Raw genomic sequence first — 16801 nt, 5'->3', positions numbered from 1 at the left:
ATGACTGGGACCATTTCCGCGCCGTTGTACCTGTTAAGAGGGCTGCAGCTCATAGGCTGGCGCGATATGCAGCACGCTCTGGATTATTTGTATGCCGACGGCGCGCTCCGGGAGGGGACGCTGGTGGCCATTAATGCTGAGAAAATGCTGGCCGTAGAAGATAACCCGGAGGTACGGGCGCTGATTGAGGCGGCAGAGTTTAAATATGCGGATGGCATCAGCGTGGTGCGTTCGCTGCGCAAAAAATACCCGCAGGCCCAGGTATCCCGCGTCGCCGGGGCCGATCTCTGGGAAGCGTTAATGCAGCGCGCTGGCGCTGAAGGGACACCGGTGTTTTTGGTTGGTGGTAAACCTGAGGTCCTGACGCAAACGGAGTCCAGGCTGCGTCAGCGCTGGCAGGTGAACATCGTCGGCAGCCAGGACGGTTATTTTACCCCTGAGCAGCGCCAGGCATTGTTCGAACGCATTCGCGACAGCGGGGCGAAAATCGTCACCGTCGCGATGGGGTCGCCGCGCCAGGAGATCTTCATGCGCGACTGCCGGCGCCTGTATCCGCACGCGCTGTATATGGGCGTCGGCGGCACTTACGATGTCTTCACTGGGCACGTCCATCGGGCGCCGAAGTTCTGGCAGGATCTGGGGCTGGAGTGGTTCTATCGCCTGCTTTTACAGCCGAGCCGCATCAAGAGACAGTTCCGTCTGCTGCGCTATTTACGTTGGCATTATACCGGCAAGCTCTGATATTCCACTGCAACCAGGCGAGTTTGCATACATATTCTGTGTAATCTCTTCACTCGCCTGATACTTTATTTGCCATTTCCGCAAAATTAATTAACCATTCGCAGGCTTCATACGCGCGGGGGAGACCTGCGCGTCGGCAAGGCTATGGTTTCAGTTAATAACAATAACCGGGAGTACCCGGAATACGGCAAACACAAGAGGATATATGACTGAGAAAAAAGCGGAACTCCAGCGTGGACTGGAGGCCCGGCATATTGAACTGATCGCCCTTGGCGGGACGATTGGCGTGGGGTTGTTTATGGGGGCGGCCAGTACGTTGAAATGGGCCGGGCCTTCCGTGCTGCTGGCGTACATTATCGCTGGCCTGTTCGTCTTTTTCATTATGCGCTCAATGGGCGAAATGCTGTTCCTTGAGCCTGTCACTGGCTCCTTCGCGGTGTATGCGCATCGCTATATGAGCCCCTTCTTCGGCTACCTGACCGCGTGGTCCTACTGGTTTATGTGGATGGCGGTGGGGATCTCGGAGATTACCGCCATCGGGGTCTATGTGCAGTTCTGGTTCCCGGAGATGGCGCAGTGGATCCCGGCGTTAATTGCCGTGGGGCTGGTGGCGCTGGCGAACCTGGCGGCGGTCCGGCTTTACGGTGAAATCGAGTTCTGGTTCGCCATGATTAAAGTGACCACCATTATCGTGATGATCGTCGTCGGGCTGGGCGTCATTTTCTTCGGCTTTGGCAACGGCGGGCACTCCATTGGTTTTGGTAATCTCACCGAACATGGCGGTTTCTTCGCCGGCGGCTGGAAGGGCTTCCTGACGGCGCTGTGTATCGTGGTCGCATCCTATCAGGGCGTAGAGCTTATCGGTATTACCGCGGGTGAAGCGAAAAATCCGCAGGTGACGCTGCGCAGCGCGGTGGGCAAAGTGCTGTGGCGGATCCTGATTTTCTACGTGGGCGCGATTTTCGTTATTGTCACTATCTTCCCGTGGGATCAAATTGGCTCCAACGGCAGCCCGTTCGTACTGACGTTTGCCAAAATCGGGATTACCGCGGCGGCGGGAATTATCAACTTCGTGGTGCTGACGGCGGCGCTTTCCGGCTGCAACAGCGGAATGTACAGCTGTGGACGTATGCTGTACGCCCTGGCGAAGAACCGCCAACTGCCGGCGGCGATCGGTAAGGTATCGCGCAACGGCGTTCCGGCCGTCGGCGTGGCGCTGTCGATTCTGATCCTGCTGGTGGGCTCCTGCCTGAATTACATCATTCCTAATCCGCAGCGGGTGTTTGTCTATGTCTACAGCGCCAGCGTGTTGCCAGGGATGGTGCCATGGTTTGTGATCCTGATTAGCCAGCTGCGTTTCCGTCGCGTGCATCGGGCGGCAATCGCCAGCCATCCGTTCCGTTCGCTGCTGTTTCCGTGGGCCAACTATTTCACCATGGCCTTCCTGATCTGTGTGCTGGTAGGGATGGGTCTGAATGATGAAACCCGGATGTCGCTGTTTGTCGGCATTATTTTCCTGGCCGCCGTCACCCTGATTTATAAGGTGTTTGGCCTCGGAAGACAGGGGCAAGTCAATAATACGGCTGAATAACCGTCAAAACGAACAAAGCATGAGCAAACGATAATTTTCTTTTAAAAGGCACTAGACAGCGGGGTAGGAAGTCCGTATTATCCGACCCCGCAACGGCGCTAAGCGCCCGTAGCTCAGCTGGATAGAGCGCTGCCCTCCGGAGGCAGAGGTCTCAGGTTCGAATCCTGTCGGGCGCACCATTAACCCGGTGCTGGAGCTGCGGTGGTTTTAATACCGCGTAAAAGGTTTGCAGTGGTGGCTATAGCTCAGTTGGTAGAGCCCTGGATTGTGATTCCAGTTGTCGTGGGTTCGAATCCCATTAGCCACCCCATTATTTGATAGAGTTGTGAATTTGCGAAGGTGGCGGAATTGGTAGACGCGCTAGCTTCAGGTGTTAGTGTTCTTACGGACGTGGGGGTTCAAGTCCCCCCCCTCGCACCACGACTTTAACGAATTGAACTAAAAATTCAAAAAGCAGTATTTCGGCGAGTAGCGCAGCTTGGTAGCGCAACTGGTTTGGGACCAGTGGGTCGGAGGTTCGAATCCTCTCTCGCCGACCAATTTTGAACCCCGCTTCGGCGGGGTTTTTTGTTTTCTGTCGCTGCCCGCCATTATTTATTCCCCTGATCTTGCTGATAAAAAAACGCCTCTCTGCTTGAGAATACGCGTCAGGAAAACTCTCAATTCATCACTGTGGTAGATGCAATTTCCCCGGATCCTGTGCGATAATAACTGGGTAGATGCTCATTCCATCTCTTATGTTCGCCTTCGTGCCTCATAAACTCCGGAATGATGCAGAGCCGTTCTTACGGTGCTTATCGTCCACTGACAGATGTCGCATTTATGCCTCATCAAACACCATGGACATTACGTTGAGTGAAGCACCCAATTTGTTGTCAAACAGACCTGTTTTAACGCCTGCCCTGATTTCAGCGCAGGCGTTTTTTTCTTTCAGGGATCCGTCAACGCGAAGGCGGGGGAGAAGGGCTATCGCCCCGCAGGAGGCGATAGCCATGGCAGGTTACGGCTGAGGATTATTCTGCAGCGTCAGCAGCAGCCCATCGCGGCGCATAGCGGCGGCTTCTTCCGGCTGATGCAGGCGATCCAGGGTATCCGCCAGCCAGGCGTAATCAAAGGCATCCGGACGCTGCTTAAGCGCGGCGCGGAAGGCGATGCTGGCCTCCTGCCATTCGCCGTGCCGCATCAGCGACTGGCCCAGGGTACTCCACAGCAGCGGACGGTCGCCAACGGCTTTGATCTGCTGGCGCAGCACTTTCTCCAGCTGTTCCGGGTTATTGGTCTTCAGACGCGGGATCGGCATCACCAGACGGTCATCATACTGTTTCTTCAGACCATCAATGATAATTTGCTGCGCGGTATCGTGATCGTCGCTCTCGATGAGGCGCTCGGCCATTGCCACCTGCAGCGGCACCAGCGCCCGTGTTTTACGGCTCTGGTTGCGCCACCATTCGCGCAACCCTTCGCTGCCGCCGTCGGCCAGCGCTTTATCCATCAGGCCAACCCAGGCCAGCTGTTCCAGCGCAGCGCGGTGCTCTTCATCGCCGACGTTAGCTTTCGCCATCGATGGAATGATGTCCAGCAGCGACTGCCAGGCGCCGGTGCGGGTGTATGCCTGTTCGGCGAGGCGCAGCACTTCAGGATGACGCGGAGTAATTTCCAGCAGCTTATCGATGCCATGGCGCGCGGCGTGATTTTCATTACGTGCCAGCTGCAGGCGAACGCGGGTGATTTCCACCGGGATCAGGTCATCGCCCGCCAGCTCGGTGGCGCGCTCCAGATGCTGGTTGGCCCGCGCTTCATCGCCGCGCTGCTGGGCCGCTTCAGCCGCCAGCAGATAGTTCACCACCGGCTGTTCGGCGTGATCGGCATTTTTCGCCATCAGCTTCTCAACCTGCTGGTAATCACCTTCCGCCAGCTTGAGTAGCGCCTGCTCGGTTTGCTTACGCGCGCGACGGCGTTTACGGCCGACAAACCAGCCGCGCGTATGTGCCCCGGTGCGGAAAATGCGGCGCAGCAGCCATTCGATGGCGAACAGCACCACCATGGCGAGGATCAGAATGATCACCAGCCCGGTGACGCTGGTCTCGATATTGTAATTATCGGTCTGGATCAGGACGTAGCCCTGATGCCCGGCGATCATCGGGCCAAGCACAATCCCGGCGATCAACAGCGCGAAGAGTAGAAGAATTTTCAGCATGCGTTACTCTCCTTGCGGCGCAGCAGGGGCGGCCGGTGCAGCAGGGGCTGGTGAGGGCGCGCCGCCCGCGGTAACGGCAGGCTGCGCCATCAGGTTGCGCACCCGGGTCTGCATCAGTTTTTCCAGCAACGCCTGGCTCTGCAGCGTTTCCGGCACCGTCATGGTAATGCTTTGCTGACTGAGCTTATCCACCTCGTCGAGGAAGGCTTTGGTGGTGGCGTCATCAGTATCGTAATAGGCGCGTACCCAGGTCGAGACGTTATCCAGCGACTGTTTCCAGGTCTCTTCCTGATGGCGCGGCACTGCCTGCGCGGCGACCAGCAGGCGAGAGCGAATATTTTCCCGCAGATAGATATCCTGATTCGGCGCCAGCAGCGGGACCGCGGTTTCATCGCGGCGGCGCACGGTGATAAAGCTGTCCATAAAGTTCTGCCAGCTTTTCTGCAGATTGACGCGCCATTCGCTTATAGAGCTGGAAAGCTCGTCGCTATCAGAGTCCATCGGCGAATCGTCATCGTTATTATCGGCCAGCCGCAGGTTGTCGATTTGGTTCGCCAACTGATTCACCTTGAGGATCATACCGTCGTAGTCCACCTGGCTTACCGCGGAGAGGGTGGCGATGTCGTCGGTGATGGCCCGGCGGGCGCCGATCAGGCTGGGGTCATTCATGTCGGCGAGGCTGGCGTCGGCGCTTTTTAGCAGCGCGGCGGCGGTGGTGACATCCTGATCGCTCCACAGCTTACGTCCCGCCAGCTTGACGAGGAAATCGGCCTGGGCCAGCAGCCAGGTTTTGGCATCGCTGCCCGAAATCACGGCGACTTTCTGCTGCAACTCATCAAGCTGTTTGGTCAGGGTTTCCTGCTCGTGTTTGGCCTGACTCAACTGGTCGGCCTGCTGTTTGATAATGCCTTCCAGTTCGCTCTTTTGGCTCTCCTGCGCTTTTTGCAGTGCCGCAAGCTGGCCTGATAATTCAGCGGTGGTTGCGTTTTGCCGCGTGGCCTGCTGTTTGTTCAGGCCATACAGGCCGATGCCAGCGGCTATCGCAATGGCGATAGCGATCGCGCTGAGCGCCAGGCTGGTTTTGTTACCCGCCTTCTTCTTATCGTTGTTCTCTGGCTGTGGTGTGGTTTCCACGGCCTCCCTGGTCTCTTCAACCACGGCGGATTGATTTTGTTGTTCCGTCATTATGGCTTCCAATGTTGAGAGTTATTGTAATGCGCGTAGCAGCGCATCGTTGTCAGCGTTATCGGCAACCTGAATCTCCTGCCAGCCCAGTTCCCGGGCCTGAAGGGCCAGACGTTCGCTGACAACGACAAGGCGGCAGTGCAGGAGCCACTGTTCGCGATACCATTGCGGTATGAGCGACCACAGCTGCTGCAGCATCTCACCGCTGGTGACCACCAGCGTGGTGACCCCGCGAGACTGCCAGCGCATCGCTTCTTCTGCGCCATCGTAATGTTTTGCACTACGTTGATAACATTCACAAAATGTGACCCTGGCGCCGCGTTCAGCCAGCGTGGCGCCTAAGAGTTCCCGCCCACCATTGCCGCGTAGGATCAGCGCATTTTTCCCGGCAATGTTTTGTAATTCAGGTAATTGTAGCAAGACTTCGCTAATTTCCCGATCTAACGGGTAACGGATGTGCTGCCCGCTGACCGTATGCAGGGCCAGCGCCGTCGTTCGACCAATGGCAAAATAGTGCGGAGAAGTGGGCCAGGGCAGGCCTTGCTGCTGCAGACGGGCATGGGCGAATTCCACCGCATGCTGGGATAGCGCAAACAGCAGGTCGTCGGACCCCAGATGGGCAAGATGGTTGCCCAGCACGGGAAGCTCCCGGCCAGGCGTAAATTCTATCAGCGGAAAGCTCCAGGCCACGCGTCCCATGGCCCGCAGACGGCTGACCAGCGCTTCCCCTTGCGGGAGTGGACGAGTGACCAGGATGCTCATCGTGGGGCTTCTCCATCATAAACTGCCGCGAGAATGTCGCGGGCGCCGTTATCCAGGAGCTCTTCCGCCAGCGAGATGCCGAGCGCTTCGGCCTGCTCTGCTGGCCCGCGCCGTTCGCCGCGTACCATCTGCGAACCATCCGGGGCGCCAACCAGCGCCCGCAGCCACAGTTCGCCGTTGACGAGTTCCGCATAGCTGCCAATTGGCACCTGACAACCGCCTTCGAGGCGGGTGTTCATCGCCCGTTCGGCGCGCACGCGTACCGCGGTTTCCGCATGGTTGAGGGGCGCTAACAGCGCCTGGGTCCATGCATCGTCAAGACGGCATTCGATACCCACCGCGCCCTGGCCGACGGCCGGCAGGGATTGCTCCGGCGACAGCGGCTGGCGAATACGCGCTTCCAGTTTCAGGCGCTTCAACCCGGCGGCGGCAAGGATAATGGCGTCATACTCACCGTTATCCAGTTTACTCAGCCGGGTACCGACGTTACCGCGCAGAGAGCGGATCACCAGGTCTGGACGGGTGGCGGCCAGCTGGCACTGACGGCGTAAACTTGACGTGCCAACGACGCTGCCGGCCGGCAGTTCGTCAATTGAGGCATAGTGATTGGAAACAAACGCGTCGCGCGGATCGTCGCGCTCGCAGATGGTGACCAACCCCAGGCCCTCCGGGAATTCCACCGGGACATCTTTCATCGAATGGACGGCGATATCGGCCCGCCCTTCGAGCATGGCGAGCTCTAACTCTTTCACAAATAAGCCCTTGCCGCCCACCTTTGCCAGGGGCGTATCAAGGATGACATCACCGCGCGTAACCATCGGCACCAGCTCGACGTTCAGTCCTGGATGCGCGTGTTCCAGGCGCGCTTTAACATACTGCGCCTGCCATAGCGCAAGCGGGCTTTGCCGTGTGGCAATTTTCAAAACTTTGTCTAACATGCTTGTTACCGTCATTGTCGACCACTATCCATCCTAACATTGTTGTCTTACGGATGTTAGTTTTCACGGTTTATGTGGGAGATGGCCCCGGCCTTCTCTTTTTTAACCTTTCATGCGCGTGGCGGTTGCCGGAGGCGTAGTGAGGAATTTACAGGTAATAAACGGTGCTACACTTGTATGTAGCGCATCTTTCTTTACGGTCAATGAGCAAGGTGTTAAATTGATCACGTTTTAAACCATTTGTCCGTCCGCTGCTCATCACAACCACACCGACGACGAATGGTGACGGTTTTTGTTGAAATACTGAAATCCTCCGTACTATTGTACTTCGGGTTTTTGAACATCAGGCGATATGTCTTGTACCTCTATATTGAGACACTGAAACAGAGACTGGATGCCATCAACCAATTGCGCGTGGATCGCGCGCTTGCTGCCATGGGACCCGCTTTCCAGCAGGTTTACAGTCTACTGCCAACGTTACTACATTATCATCACCCGCTGATGCCGGGTTACCTTGACGGTAACGTTCCCCGTGGCATTTGCCTCTACACGCCTGATGAAACCCAACGCCACTATCTTGAAGAACTGGAGCTGCATCGCGGCATGCAGACCCAGGAGCCGCCGAAAGGCGAGCTGCCGATCACCGGCGTCTACTCGATGGGCAGTACTTCCTCTGTTGGTCAGAGCTGTTCTTCCGATCTGGATATCTGGGTATGTCACCAGGCCTGGCTGGATAGCGAAGAGCGCCAGCTGCTGCAGCGAAAATGCAGCCTGCTTGAGAGCTGGGCGGCCTCGCTCGGCGTGGAAGTCAGCTTCTTCCTGATCGACGAAAACCGCTTCCGTCATAATGAAAGCGGCAGTCTCGGCGGCGAAGACTGCGGTTCGACTCAGCATATCCTGTTGCTCGATGAGTTCTATCGCACCGCGGTGCGCCTCGCCGGCAAGCGTATTCTGTGGAATATGGTGCCGTGCGATGAAGAAGAGCATTACGATGATTACGTCATGGGGCTGTATGCCCAGGGCGTGCTGACGCCTAACGAATGGCTCGATCTCGGCGGCCTCAGTTCGCTGTCGGCGGAAGAGTACTTCGGCGCCAGCCTGTGGCAGCTGTATAAGAGTATCGACTCCCCCTATAAAGCGGTGCTGAAAACGCTGCTGCTGGAAGCCTACTCCTGGGAATACCCCAATAACCGCCTGTTAGCGAAAGATATCAAACAGCGTCTACACGACGGCGAGATTGTCTCCTTCGGCCTCGACCCGTACTGCATGATGCTGGAGCGCGTGACCACCTATCTACAGGCCATCGAAGATGAAACCCGCCTCGACCTGGTGCGCCGCTGCTTCTACCTGAAAGTTTGTGAAAAACTCAGCCGCGAACGCGCCTGCGTCGGCTGGCGTCGCGAAGTCGTCAGCCAGTTGGTGAATGCCTGGGGCTGGGATGAAAAGCGTCTGATGATGCTCGACAACCGCGCCAACTGGAAAATTGATGAAGTGCGCAAGGCGCACAACGAACTGCTCGACGCCATGATGCAGAGCTATCGTAATCTGATCCGCTTCGCACGGCGCAATAACCTTAGCGTCTCCGCCAGTCCGCAGGATATTGGCGTGCTGACCCGTAAGCTGTATGCGGCCTTTGAAGCGCTACCGGGGAAAGTGACGCTGGTGAACCCGCAAATTTCGCCGGATCTGTCGGAACCGAACCTGACCTTTATCCACGTGCCGCCGGGCCGTGCCAACCGTACCGGTTGGTATCTGTATAACCGCGCGCCGGATATGGAATCGATCATCAGCCATCAGCCGCTGGAATATAACCGTTATCTTAATAAGCTGGTGGCCTGGGCCTGGTTTAACGGCCTGCTGACCTCACGCACCCGCCTGTTTATTAAGGGCAACGGCATCGTCGATCTGGCGAAGCTGCAGGAGATGGTGGCCGACGTGTCGCACCACTTCCCGCTGCGCCTGCCGGCGCCGACGCCAAAAGCGCTGTACAGCCCGTGCGAAATCCGCCATCTGGCGATTATCGTCAACCTCGAATATGACCCGACCGCGGCCTTCCGCAATCAGGTGGTGCACTTCGACTTCCGTAAACTGGATGTTTTCAGCTTCGGTGAAGAGCAAAAATGTCTGATCGGCAGCGTCGACCTGCTGTATCGCAACTCGTGGAACGAAGTGCGTACGCTGCACTTTAACGGCGAGCAGGCGATGATCGAAGCGCTGAAGACGATCCTCGGCAAAATGCATCAGGACGCCGCGCCGCCGGACAGCGTGGAGGTGTTCTGCTATAGCCAGCACCTGCGCGGCCTGATTCGTACCCGCGTGCAGCAGATGATCTCCGAATGCATCGAACTGCGTCTCTCCAGTACCCGCCAGGATACCGGGCGCTTCAAAGCGCTGCGCGTCTCCGGCCAGACGTGGGGGCTGTTCTTCGAGCGTCTTAACGTTTCGGTGCAGAAGCTGGAAAACGCCATTGAGTTCTACGGCGCTATCTCGCACAACAAGCTTCACGGGTTGTCGGTGCAGGTGGAAACCAATCACGTTAAGCTGCCGGCGGTGGTGGATGGTTTCGCCAGCGAAGGGATTATTCAGTTCTTCTTTGAAGATGCGGATAACAACGACAGCGGCTTTAACATCTATATTCTTGATGAGAGCAACCGTGCCGAGGTCTATCATCACTGCGAGGGCAGTAAAGAGGAGCTGGTGCGCGACGTCAGCCGCTTCTATTCGTCATCGCACGATCGTTTCACCTACGGCTCCAGCTTTATCAACTTCAACCTGCCGCAGTTCTATCAGATTGTCGAGGTAGACGGGCGCACCCAGGTGATCCCCTTCCGCACCCAGGCGATTGCCGCCGCGATACCCACCAGCCAGGACGTTACCGCTTCGCCGGTGCTGCAGCAGCGCTACTCGTAGATTTGGCCCGGATAAGGCGTGAGCCGCTATCCGGAGATCTTCCCTGCTGGCGCTGCGCTTAGCAGGGCTACGGTTCTAAGTCGTCGGGTAGCCCGGATAAGGCGCGATGCGCCGCCATCCGGGAAACACGTCATTAACGGAATTTCACCGTCTCACCGGCCTGCTGGCTCGCCGCCTGCTCCAGCAAATCCCAGAAGGTCTCGCCGCTGCGATCGCAGACCCACTCGTCGCCTTTGAGATCAAAATGGTAGCCGCCCTGTTTGGTGGCCAGCCACACCTGGTGCAGCGGCTCCTGACGGTTAATAATGATTTTGCTGCCGTTTTCAAAGCTGATGGTCAGCACGCCGCCGTTGATTTCACAGTCGATGTCGCTATCGCCGTCCCAGTCGTCCAGGCGTTCTTCGATGGTCATCCACAGGCTATCCGCCAGGCGATGGAATTCACTGTCGTTCATGGTTCTATCCTGCTTTTTTGAAGATGGCGGCAGTATAGCGCGAAACAAAAGCGCGCGCAGTCGGATGCTAAACGCTTGCTTTTACGTCTTCTCCTGCGATGATAGAAAGCAGAAAGAATGAATCACGGGCAACTATCAATGAAAAACGTTTTTCCTACGCTTGCCGTTTTGTTTGCGATCTTCAGCCTGACCGGCTGCGGTCTGAAAGGGCCTCTCTATTTCCCGCCGGCGGACAAAACCGCGCCGCCGCCGACCAAACCGGTTAACCCGGGCATTCAGAGCTCAACGCCGGATCGTAACGATCGTGGCGATACCGGTGGTCCGAGCCAGGTCAATTACTAACGATAACGTTCTGTTCCGCGCAACTGGAGTAGATGATGCAGTTCTCTAAAATGCATGGCCTTGGCAACGATTTTATGGTCGTTGACGCGGTAACGCAGAATGTTTTTTTCTCGCCGGAGTTGATTCGCCGCCTGGCAGATCGCCATCTTGGCGTCGGGTTCGATCAGCTGTTGGTCGTCGAGCCGCCCTATGATCCCGATCTGGATTTTCATTACCGGATCTTTAACGCCGACGGCAGCGAAGTGTCGCAGTGCGGCAACGGCGCGCGTTGTTTTGCCCGCTTTGTCCGGCTGAAAGGCCTGACCAATAAACGTGATATTCGCGTGAGTACGGCCAACGGGCGTATGGTATTAAGCGTAACGGAAGACGATCTGGTGCGGGTGAATATGGGCGAGCCTAACTTTGAGCCGTCCCAGGTGCCGTTCCGCGCCAACAAAGCGGAAAAGACCTATATCATGCGTGCCGCCGAGCAGACAGTATTGTGCGGCGTGGTGTCCATGGGGAATCCGCACTGCGTCATCCAGGTGGATGACGTGGATACAGCGGCCGTAGAAACCCTCGGCCCGGTGATGGAAAGCCACGAGCGTTTTCCGGAGCGCGCCAATATCGGCTTTATGCAGGTGGTCGGCCGGTCCCACATCCGTCTGCGCGTCTACGAACGCGGCGCGGGGGAAACCCAGGCCTGCGGCAGCGGCGCCTGCGCCGCGGTGGCGGTAGGGATCCAACAGGGGCTGCTCGCTGAAACGGTACGCGTGGAGTTGCCCGGCGGTCGTCTTGATATCGCCTGGAAAGGCCCGGGCCAGCCGCTGTTTATGACCGGCCCGGCGGCCCATGTCTATGATGGATTTATTCATTTATGAAACCAATCGGGGAAGAACAGCAGGAGGTTACCAGCGCGTTGAACGATCGGGCGGTGGTGGACTATCTGTTGCAACATCCTGAATTTTTTATTCGTAATGCCGCCCAGGTTGAACATATCCGTGTCCCGCATCCGGTCCGCGGTTCGATTTCGCTGGTGGAGTGGCACATGATGCGGGCGCGTAACCATATTCATGTGCTGGAAGAGAATATGTCGCTGCTGATGGAGCAGGCGGTCGCTAATGAAAGCCTGTTCCAGCGCCTGCTACAGCTGCAAACGCGGCTGGCGGCCGCGGAGAGCCTCGACGATATGCTCAACCGCCTTCATCGCTGGGCTCGCGAGCTGGGGTTAGCTGGCGCCACGGTGCGCCTGTTCCCTGACTGCTGGCGCCTCGGCGCGCCCTCGAAGTTTACCCATTTGGCGTTAAGCCGGCAGGCGTTTGAGCCGATCCGTATTCAACGTCTGGGCCAGGCGCGCCACTATCTTGGGCCGCTGAACGGTCCGGAGCTGCTGGTGGTGCTACCGGAAGCGAAGGCCATTGGATCCGTGGCGATGTCGATGCTGGGCGGCGATAACGCTCCGGGCGTGATGCTCTTTAGCAGCCGCGATGCGCAGCATTATCAGTCAGGGCAGGGGACGCAGTTGCTGCAGGAAATTGCGCAGATGCTCCCTGGCCTGCTGGAGCGCTGGATTGAACGCGCATGACCGACTCTCCGCTTTTCGCCTGCGTCGACCGCTTCCTGCGCTATCTCGGCGTTGAGCGTCAGCTTAGCCCGATTACGCTGACTAACTACCAGCGTCAGCTGGACGCGTTGATCGCCCTGGCGGATGAGGCTGGGCTGAAAAGCTGGCAGCAGTGCGATGCCGCTCAGGTGCGTAGCTTTGCGGTACGCAGCCGCCGTGCGGGTTTAGGCCCGGCGAGCCTGGCGCTGCGGCTTTCCGCGCTACGCAGCTTCTTTGACTGGATGGTCAGTCAGGGCGAACTGGCCGCTAACCCGGCGAAGGGGATTGCGGCGCCGAAAATTCCCCGCCACTTGCCGAAAAATATCGATGTCGATGATGTAAATCGGCTGCTGGATATCGACCTCAACGATCCGCTGGCGGTGCGCGACCGGGCGATGCTGGAAGTGATGTACGGTGCAGGTCTGCGTCTGTCTGAGCTGGTCAACCTTGATATTAAGCACCTCGACCTCGAAAGCGGTGAGGTTTGGGTGATGGGCAAAGGCAGCAAAGAACGCCGTTTGCCGATCGGTCGTAACGCGGTGGCGTGGATTGAGCACTGGCTGGATTTGCGCGGCCTGTTCGGTACTGACGACGACGCGCTGTTTTTGTCGAAGCTGGGTAAACGCATTTCGGCGCGCAACGTGCAGAAGCGATTTGCCGAGTGGGGGATTAAGCAGGGGTTGAACAGCCATGTGCACCCGCACAAGCTGCGCCACTCCTTTGCCACCCATATGCTGGAGTCCAGCGGCGATCTGCGCGGCGTGCAGGAGCTGTTGGGCCATGCTAACCTCTCCACCACTCAAATCTATACCCATCTTGAATTTCAACACCTTGCCTCGGTGTACGATGCCGCGCATCCGCGCGCTAAACGGGGGAAATAATGCGTTTTTACCGACCTCTGGGCCAGATTTCCGCACTGACGTTTGACCTGGACGACACCCTATATGATAACCGCCCGGTGATTGACCGGACGATGCACGAATCGCTGGCCTTTGTGCGCAATTACCATCCGTCGCTCAGCCAGTTCGATGCCCATGAGCTTAACCAACTGCGTCAGACGCTGCTGGCATCTGAGCCGGAGATCTACCACGACGTGACCGTCTGGCGCCATCGTGCGCTGGAGCTCGGCATGCGTAACGCTGGGCTTTCCGCCGAAGCGGCAAAAGCCGGCGCCGATGCGGCGATGGAAAACTTCGCCCACTGGCGCAGCCGGGTCGATGTTCCGCAGGAGACCCACGATACGCTGGCGAAGCTGGCACAGAAGTGGCCGCTGGTGGCCATTACCAATGGCAACGCCCGCCCCGAGCTGTTCGGCCTGAGCGACTATTTCCGCTTCGTGCTGCGCGCGGGTCCGGATGGTCGTTCCAAGCCGTTTGCCGATATGTATCACCTGGCGGCGGCGCGTCTGAATTTACCACTCGGGCACATTCTGCACGTCGGCGATGATCTGACGACCGACGTCGCCGGTTCGCTGCGCTGTGGGATGCAGGCCTGCTGGATCAAACCGCAAGGCGCGGACCTGATGCACACCGCGGACAGCCGCCTGCTGCCGCATATTGAAATTTCACGGTTGGCATCTCTGACCTCGCTGATATAATCACCAGTCACTCTGTATATATTAACAGGGGTTCATGGAACCCCTTCTCTTCCGGCGGTGCCAATGGACGTTTCTTACCTGCTCGACAGCCTTAATGACAAACAGCGTGAAGCCGTAGCGGCCTCGCGCACCAATATGCTGGTTCTGGCAGGGGCGGGCAGTGGTAAGACGCGCGTTCTGGTGCACCGTATCGCCTGGCTGCTGAGCGTGGAGAACTGCTCGCCGTACTCGATTATGGCGGTGACCTTTACCAACAAAGCGGCGGCGGAGATGCGCCACCGTATCGGCCAGCTGATGGGCACTACCCAGGGCGGCATGTGGGTAGGCACCTTCCACGGCCTCGCGCACCGTCTGCTGCGTGCGCATCATCTGGACGCCAACCTGCCGCAGGATTTCCAAATCCTCGACAGCGAAGACCAGCTCCGTCTGCTGAAGCGTCTGATTAAGGCGATGAACCTCGATGAGAAGCAATGGCCGCCGCGTCAGGCGATGTGGTACATCAACAGCCAGAAAGATGAAGGGCTGCGCCCGCATCACATTCAGAGCTACGGCAACCCGGTCGAGCAGACCTGGCAGAAGGTCTATCAGGCCTACCAGGAGGCCTGCGACCGCGCCGGGCTGGTGGATTTCGCCGAGCTGCTGCTGCGCGCGCACGAGCTGTGGCTGAACAAGCCGCATATCCTGCAGCACTATCGTGAGCGTTTCACCAATATCCTTGTCGATGAATTCCAGGACACCAACAACATCCAGTACGCCTGGATCCGCCTGCTGGCGGGCGATACCGGCAAGGTGATGATCGTCGGCGATGATGACCAGTCGATTTACGGCTGGCGCGGTGCGCAGGTTGAGAACATTCAGCGCTTCCTCAACGACTTCCCCGGCGCGGAAACTATTCGCCTGGAGCAGAACTATCGTTCAACCAGCAATATTCTTAGCGCTGCCAACGCCCTGATTGAAAACAACAACGGGCGCCTGGGCAAAAAGCTGTGGACCGACGGTGCCGACGGCGAGCCGATTTCGCTGTACTGCGCCTTCAACGATCTCGACGAAGCGCGCTTCGTGGTGAACCGCATTAAAACCTGGCAGGAGAACGGCGGCGCGCTGGAGCAATGTGCCATTCTCTATCGCAGTAACGCTCAGTCGCGCGTGCTGGAAGAGGCGCTCCTGCAGGCCAGCATGCCGTACCGTATCTACGGCGGTATGCGCTTCTTCGAACGTCAGGAAATCAAAGATGCGCTCTCTTACCTGCGCCTGATTGCCAACCGTAACGACGATGCAGCGTTTGAGCGGGTGGTCAATACGCCGACTCGCGGCATCGGCGATCGTACGCTGGACGTGGTACGCCAGACGTCGCGCGATCGTCAGCTGACGCTGTGGCAGGCCTGCCGCGAGCTACTGAAAGAGAAAGTGCTGGCTGGCCGCGCTGCCAGCGCTCTGCAGCGCTTTATGGAGTTGATTGACGCGCTGGCGCAGGAAACCGCCGATATGCCGCTACATGTTCAGACCGATCGGGTGATTAAAGACTCCGGGCTGCGCGCGATGTACGAGCAGGAGAAAGGCGAGAAGGGCCAGACCCGTATTGAAAACTTAGAGGAACTGGTGACGGCGACGCGCCAGTTCAGCTACAACGAAGAAGATGAAGACCTGATGCCGCTGCAGGCGTTCCTCTCTCACGCCGCGCTGGAAGCGGGCGAGGGGCAGGCGGACACCTGGCAGGACGCGGTTCAACTGATGACCCTGCACTCGGCGAAAGGGCTGGAATTCCCGCAGGTGTTTATCGTCGGCGTCGAAGAAGGGATGTTCCCGAGTCAGATGGCCCTTGATGAAGGCGGCCGCCTGGAAGAGGAGCGTCGTCTGGCCTACGTTGGCGTAACGCGCGCCATGCAGAAGCTGACGCTGACCTACGCCGAAACCCGCCGTCTGTACGGCAAAGAGGTTTACCATCGCCCGTCGCGCTTTATTGGAGAACTGCCGCAGGAGTGCGTAGAAGAAGTGCGTCTGCGGGCCACGGTGAGCCGTCCGGTAAACCACCAGCGACTGGGGGCGCCGATTGCCGAGAGCGATACCGGCTACAAGTTAGGTCAGCGGGTGCGTCATCCGAAGTTTGGCGAAGGCACTATCGTCAACCTCGAAGGCAGCGGCGAGCACAGCCGGCTGCAGGTGGCTTTTCAGGGCCAGGGAATCAAATGGCTGGTGGCGGCTTACGCGCGGCTTGAGACGGTGTAACTTTAAGAAAAATATCATTATTTTGTAATATTCTGCTACCTTTATACGTTAAGGCGCCTGATTTGCGCTTTCGCGTTCCGTTGCGTGTTGACGCCGATTTTGCGCTGGCGTAACATGCGCGCACGATTACGCTAAGAGGACATTCGCCTTGGACACACCCAGTAGATGCTGGCTCAACTTCCTGTCATTCAGGAACAACTCCTAAGGCTATCCTCTTATGCTGATAGCCTTAGCGGTTGTCAGCGACCTGCCCTATTCCCGTCGCGCTGAGTCAGG

At 58.0% G+C, this 16801-nt stretch carries 15 protein-coding genes and 4 tRNA genes; 14 read left to right on the top strand and 5 right to left on the bottom strand.

Features of this window, described 5'->3' with window-relative positions; translation table 11 throughout:
- From wecG to AC3EMD_RS26500, 6 genes are all read left to right on the top strand, one after another.
- Window positions 1-741: a lipopolysaccharide N-acetylmannosaminouronosyltransferase gene (wecG, locus tag AC3EMD_RS26525; RefSeq protein WP_012969197.1), complete on the top strand. Its 741-nt coding sequence runs from the start codon at window positions 1-3 to the stop codon at window positions 739-741.
- A 205-nt stretch (window positions 742-946) separates the two neighbouring features.
- Window positions 947-2332, top strand: coding sequence for a bifunctional threonine/serine APC transporter ThrP (thrP, locus tag AC3EMD_RS26520; RefSeq protein ID WP_012969196.1), 1386 nt, complete (start codon window positions 947-949; stop codon window positions 2330-2332).
- Window positions 2333-2434: 102 nt separating this feature from the next.
- Window positions 2435-2511: transfer RNA gene (locus AC3EMD_RS26515), tRNA-Arg, on the top strand.
- A 55-nt stretch (window positions 2512-2566) separates the two neighbouring features.
- A tRNA-His gene (locus AC3EMD_RS26510) sits at window positions 2567-2642 on the top strand.
- A gap of 23 nt (window positions 2643-2665) precedes the next feature.
- Window positions 2666-2752, top strand: a tRNA-Leu gene (locus AC3EMD_RS26505).
- Between the two features lie 42 nt (window positions 2753-2794).
- Window positions 2795-2871 (top strand) — tRNA-Pro (locus AC3EMD_RS26500).
- 461 nt (window positions 2872-3332) lie between these two features.
- Here AC3EMD_RS26500 and hemY read toward each other — a convergent pair.
- From hemY to hemC, 4 genes are read right to left on the bottom strand one after another with little or no spacing between them, the layout of a single operon-like run.
- The gene (gene hemY, locus AC3EMD_RS26495) at window positions 3333-4529 is read right to left on the bottom strand and encodes a protoheme IX biogenesis protein HemY (RefSeq protein WP_302073854.1); all 1197 of its coding nucleotides are present in this window, start codon (window positions 4527-4529) and stop codon (window positions 3333-3335) included.
- 3 nt (window positions 4530-4532) lie between these two features.
- Window positions 4533-5714, bottom strand: coding sequence for a uroporphyrinogen-III C-methyltransferase (gene hemX / locus AC3EMD_RS26490; RefSeq protein WP_022065883.1), 1182 nt, complete (start codon window positions 5712-5714; stop codon window positions 4533-4535).
- Between the two features lie 21 nt (window positions 5715-5735).
- The gene (gene hemD / locus AC3EMD_RS26485) at window positions 5736-6476 is read right to left on the bottom strand and encodes a uroporphyrinogen-III synthase (RefSeq protein ID WP_110204320.1); all 741 of its coding nucleotides are present in this window, start codon (window positions 6474-6476) and stop codon (window positions 5736-5738) included.
- Window positions 6473-7414: a hydroxymethylbilane synthase gene (gene hemC / locus AC3EMD_RS26480; protein ID WP_032734013.1), complete on the bottom strand. Its 942-nt coding sequence runs from the start codon at window positions 7412-7414 to the stop codon at window positions 6473-6475. The genes hemD and hemC overlap by 4 nt, the downstream gene beginning before the upstream one ends.
- Window positions 7415-7771: 357 nt before the next feature.
- Here hemC and cyaA point away from each other — a divergent pair, with 357 nt between their 5' ends.
- The gene (gene cyaA, locus AC3EMD_RS26475; protein ID WP_002883383.1) at window positions 7772-10324 is read left to right on the top strand and encodes a class I adenylate cyclase; all 2553 of its coding nucleotides are present in this window, start codon (window positions 7772-7774) and stop codon (window positions 10322-10324) included.
- A 133-nt stretch (window positions 10325-10457) separates the two neighbouring features.
- Here cyaA and cyaY read toward each other — a convergent pair whose 3' ends face one another.
- Window positions 10458-10778 (bottom strand): iron donor protein CyaY, encoded by a 321-nt coding sequence (gene cyaY / locus AC3EMD_RS26470; protein WP_012543238.1) that lies wholly within the window; start codon window positions 10776-10778, stop codon window positions 10458-10460.
- 138 nt (window positions 10779-10916) lie between these two features.
- Between cyaY and lptM the strand changes: the two genes are divergently transcribed.
- From lptM to ysgD, 7 genes are all read left to right on the top strand, one after another.
- The gene (lptM, locus tag AC3EMD_RS26465) at window positions 10917-11120 is read left to right on the top strand and encodes an LPS translocon maturation chaperone LptM (RefSeq protein WP_004886794.1); all 204 of its coding nucleotides are present in this window, start codon (window positions 10917-10919) and stop codon (window positions 11118-11120) included.
- 35 nt (window positions 11121-11155) lie between these two features.
- The gene (gene dapF / locus AC3EMD_RS26460; protein WP_002883394.1) at window positions 11156-11980 is read left to right on the top strand and encodes a diaminopimelate epimerase; all 825 of its coding nucleotides are present in this window, start codon (window positions 11156-11158) and stop codon (window positions 11978-11980) included.
- Window positions 11977-12684: a DUF484 domain-containing protein gene (locus AC3EMD_RS26455; RefSeq protein WP_008807952.1), complete on the top strand. Its 708-nt coding sequence runs from the start codon at window positions 11977-11979 to the stop codon at window positions 12682-12684. The genes dapF and AC3EMD_RS26455 overlap by 4 nt, the downstream gene beginning before the upstream one ends.
- The gene (xerC, locus tag AC3EMD_RS26450; protein WP_302073853.1) at window positions 12681-13583 is read left to right on the top strand and encodes a tyrosine recombinase XerC; all 903 of its coding nucleotides are present in this window, start codon (window positions 12681-12683) and stop codon (window positions 13581-13583) included. The genes AC3EMD_RS26455 and xerC overlap by 4 nt, the downstream gene beginning before the upstream one ends.
- A complete protein-coding gene (gene yigB / locus AC3EMD_RS26445; protein ID WP_012969191.1) occupies window positions 13583-14299 on the top strand; it encodes a 5-amino-6-(5-phospho-D-ribitylamino)uracil phosphatase YigB in 717 nt (238 codons plus the stop codon). Before xerC ends, yigB begins: the two co-directional genes overlap by 1 nt.
- Before the next feature lie 63 nt (window positions 14300-14362).
- The gene (uvrD, locus tag AC3EMD_RS26440; RefSeq protein WP_012543235.1) at window positions 14363-16525 is read left to right on the top strand and encodes a DNA helicase II; all 2163 of its coding nucleotides are present in this window, start codon (window positions 14363-14365) and stop codon (window positions 16523-16525) included.
- A gap of 148 nt (window positions 16526-16673) precedes the next feature.
- The gene (gene ysgD, locus AC3EMD_RS26435; RefSeq protein ID WP_349815745.1) at window positions 16674-16730 is read left to right on the top strand and encodes a YsgD/CorL family protein; all 57 of its coding nucleotides are present in this window, start codon (window positions 16674-16676) and stop codon (window positions 16728-16730) included.
- The last annotated feature ends 71 nt before the right edge of the window (window positions 16731-16801 follow it).

The sequence above is a fragment of the Klebsiella sp. PK18 genome (assembly GCF_057784655.1).
The sequence above is the reverse complement of the archived record's forward strand: the minus strand, read 5'-3'. Positions and strand labels throughout refer to the sequence as shown.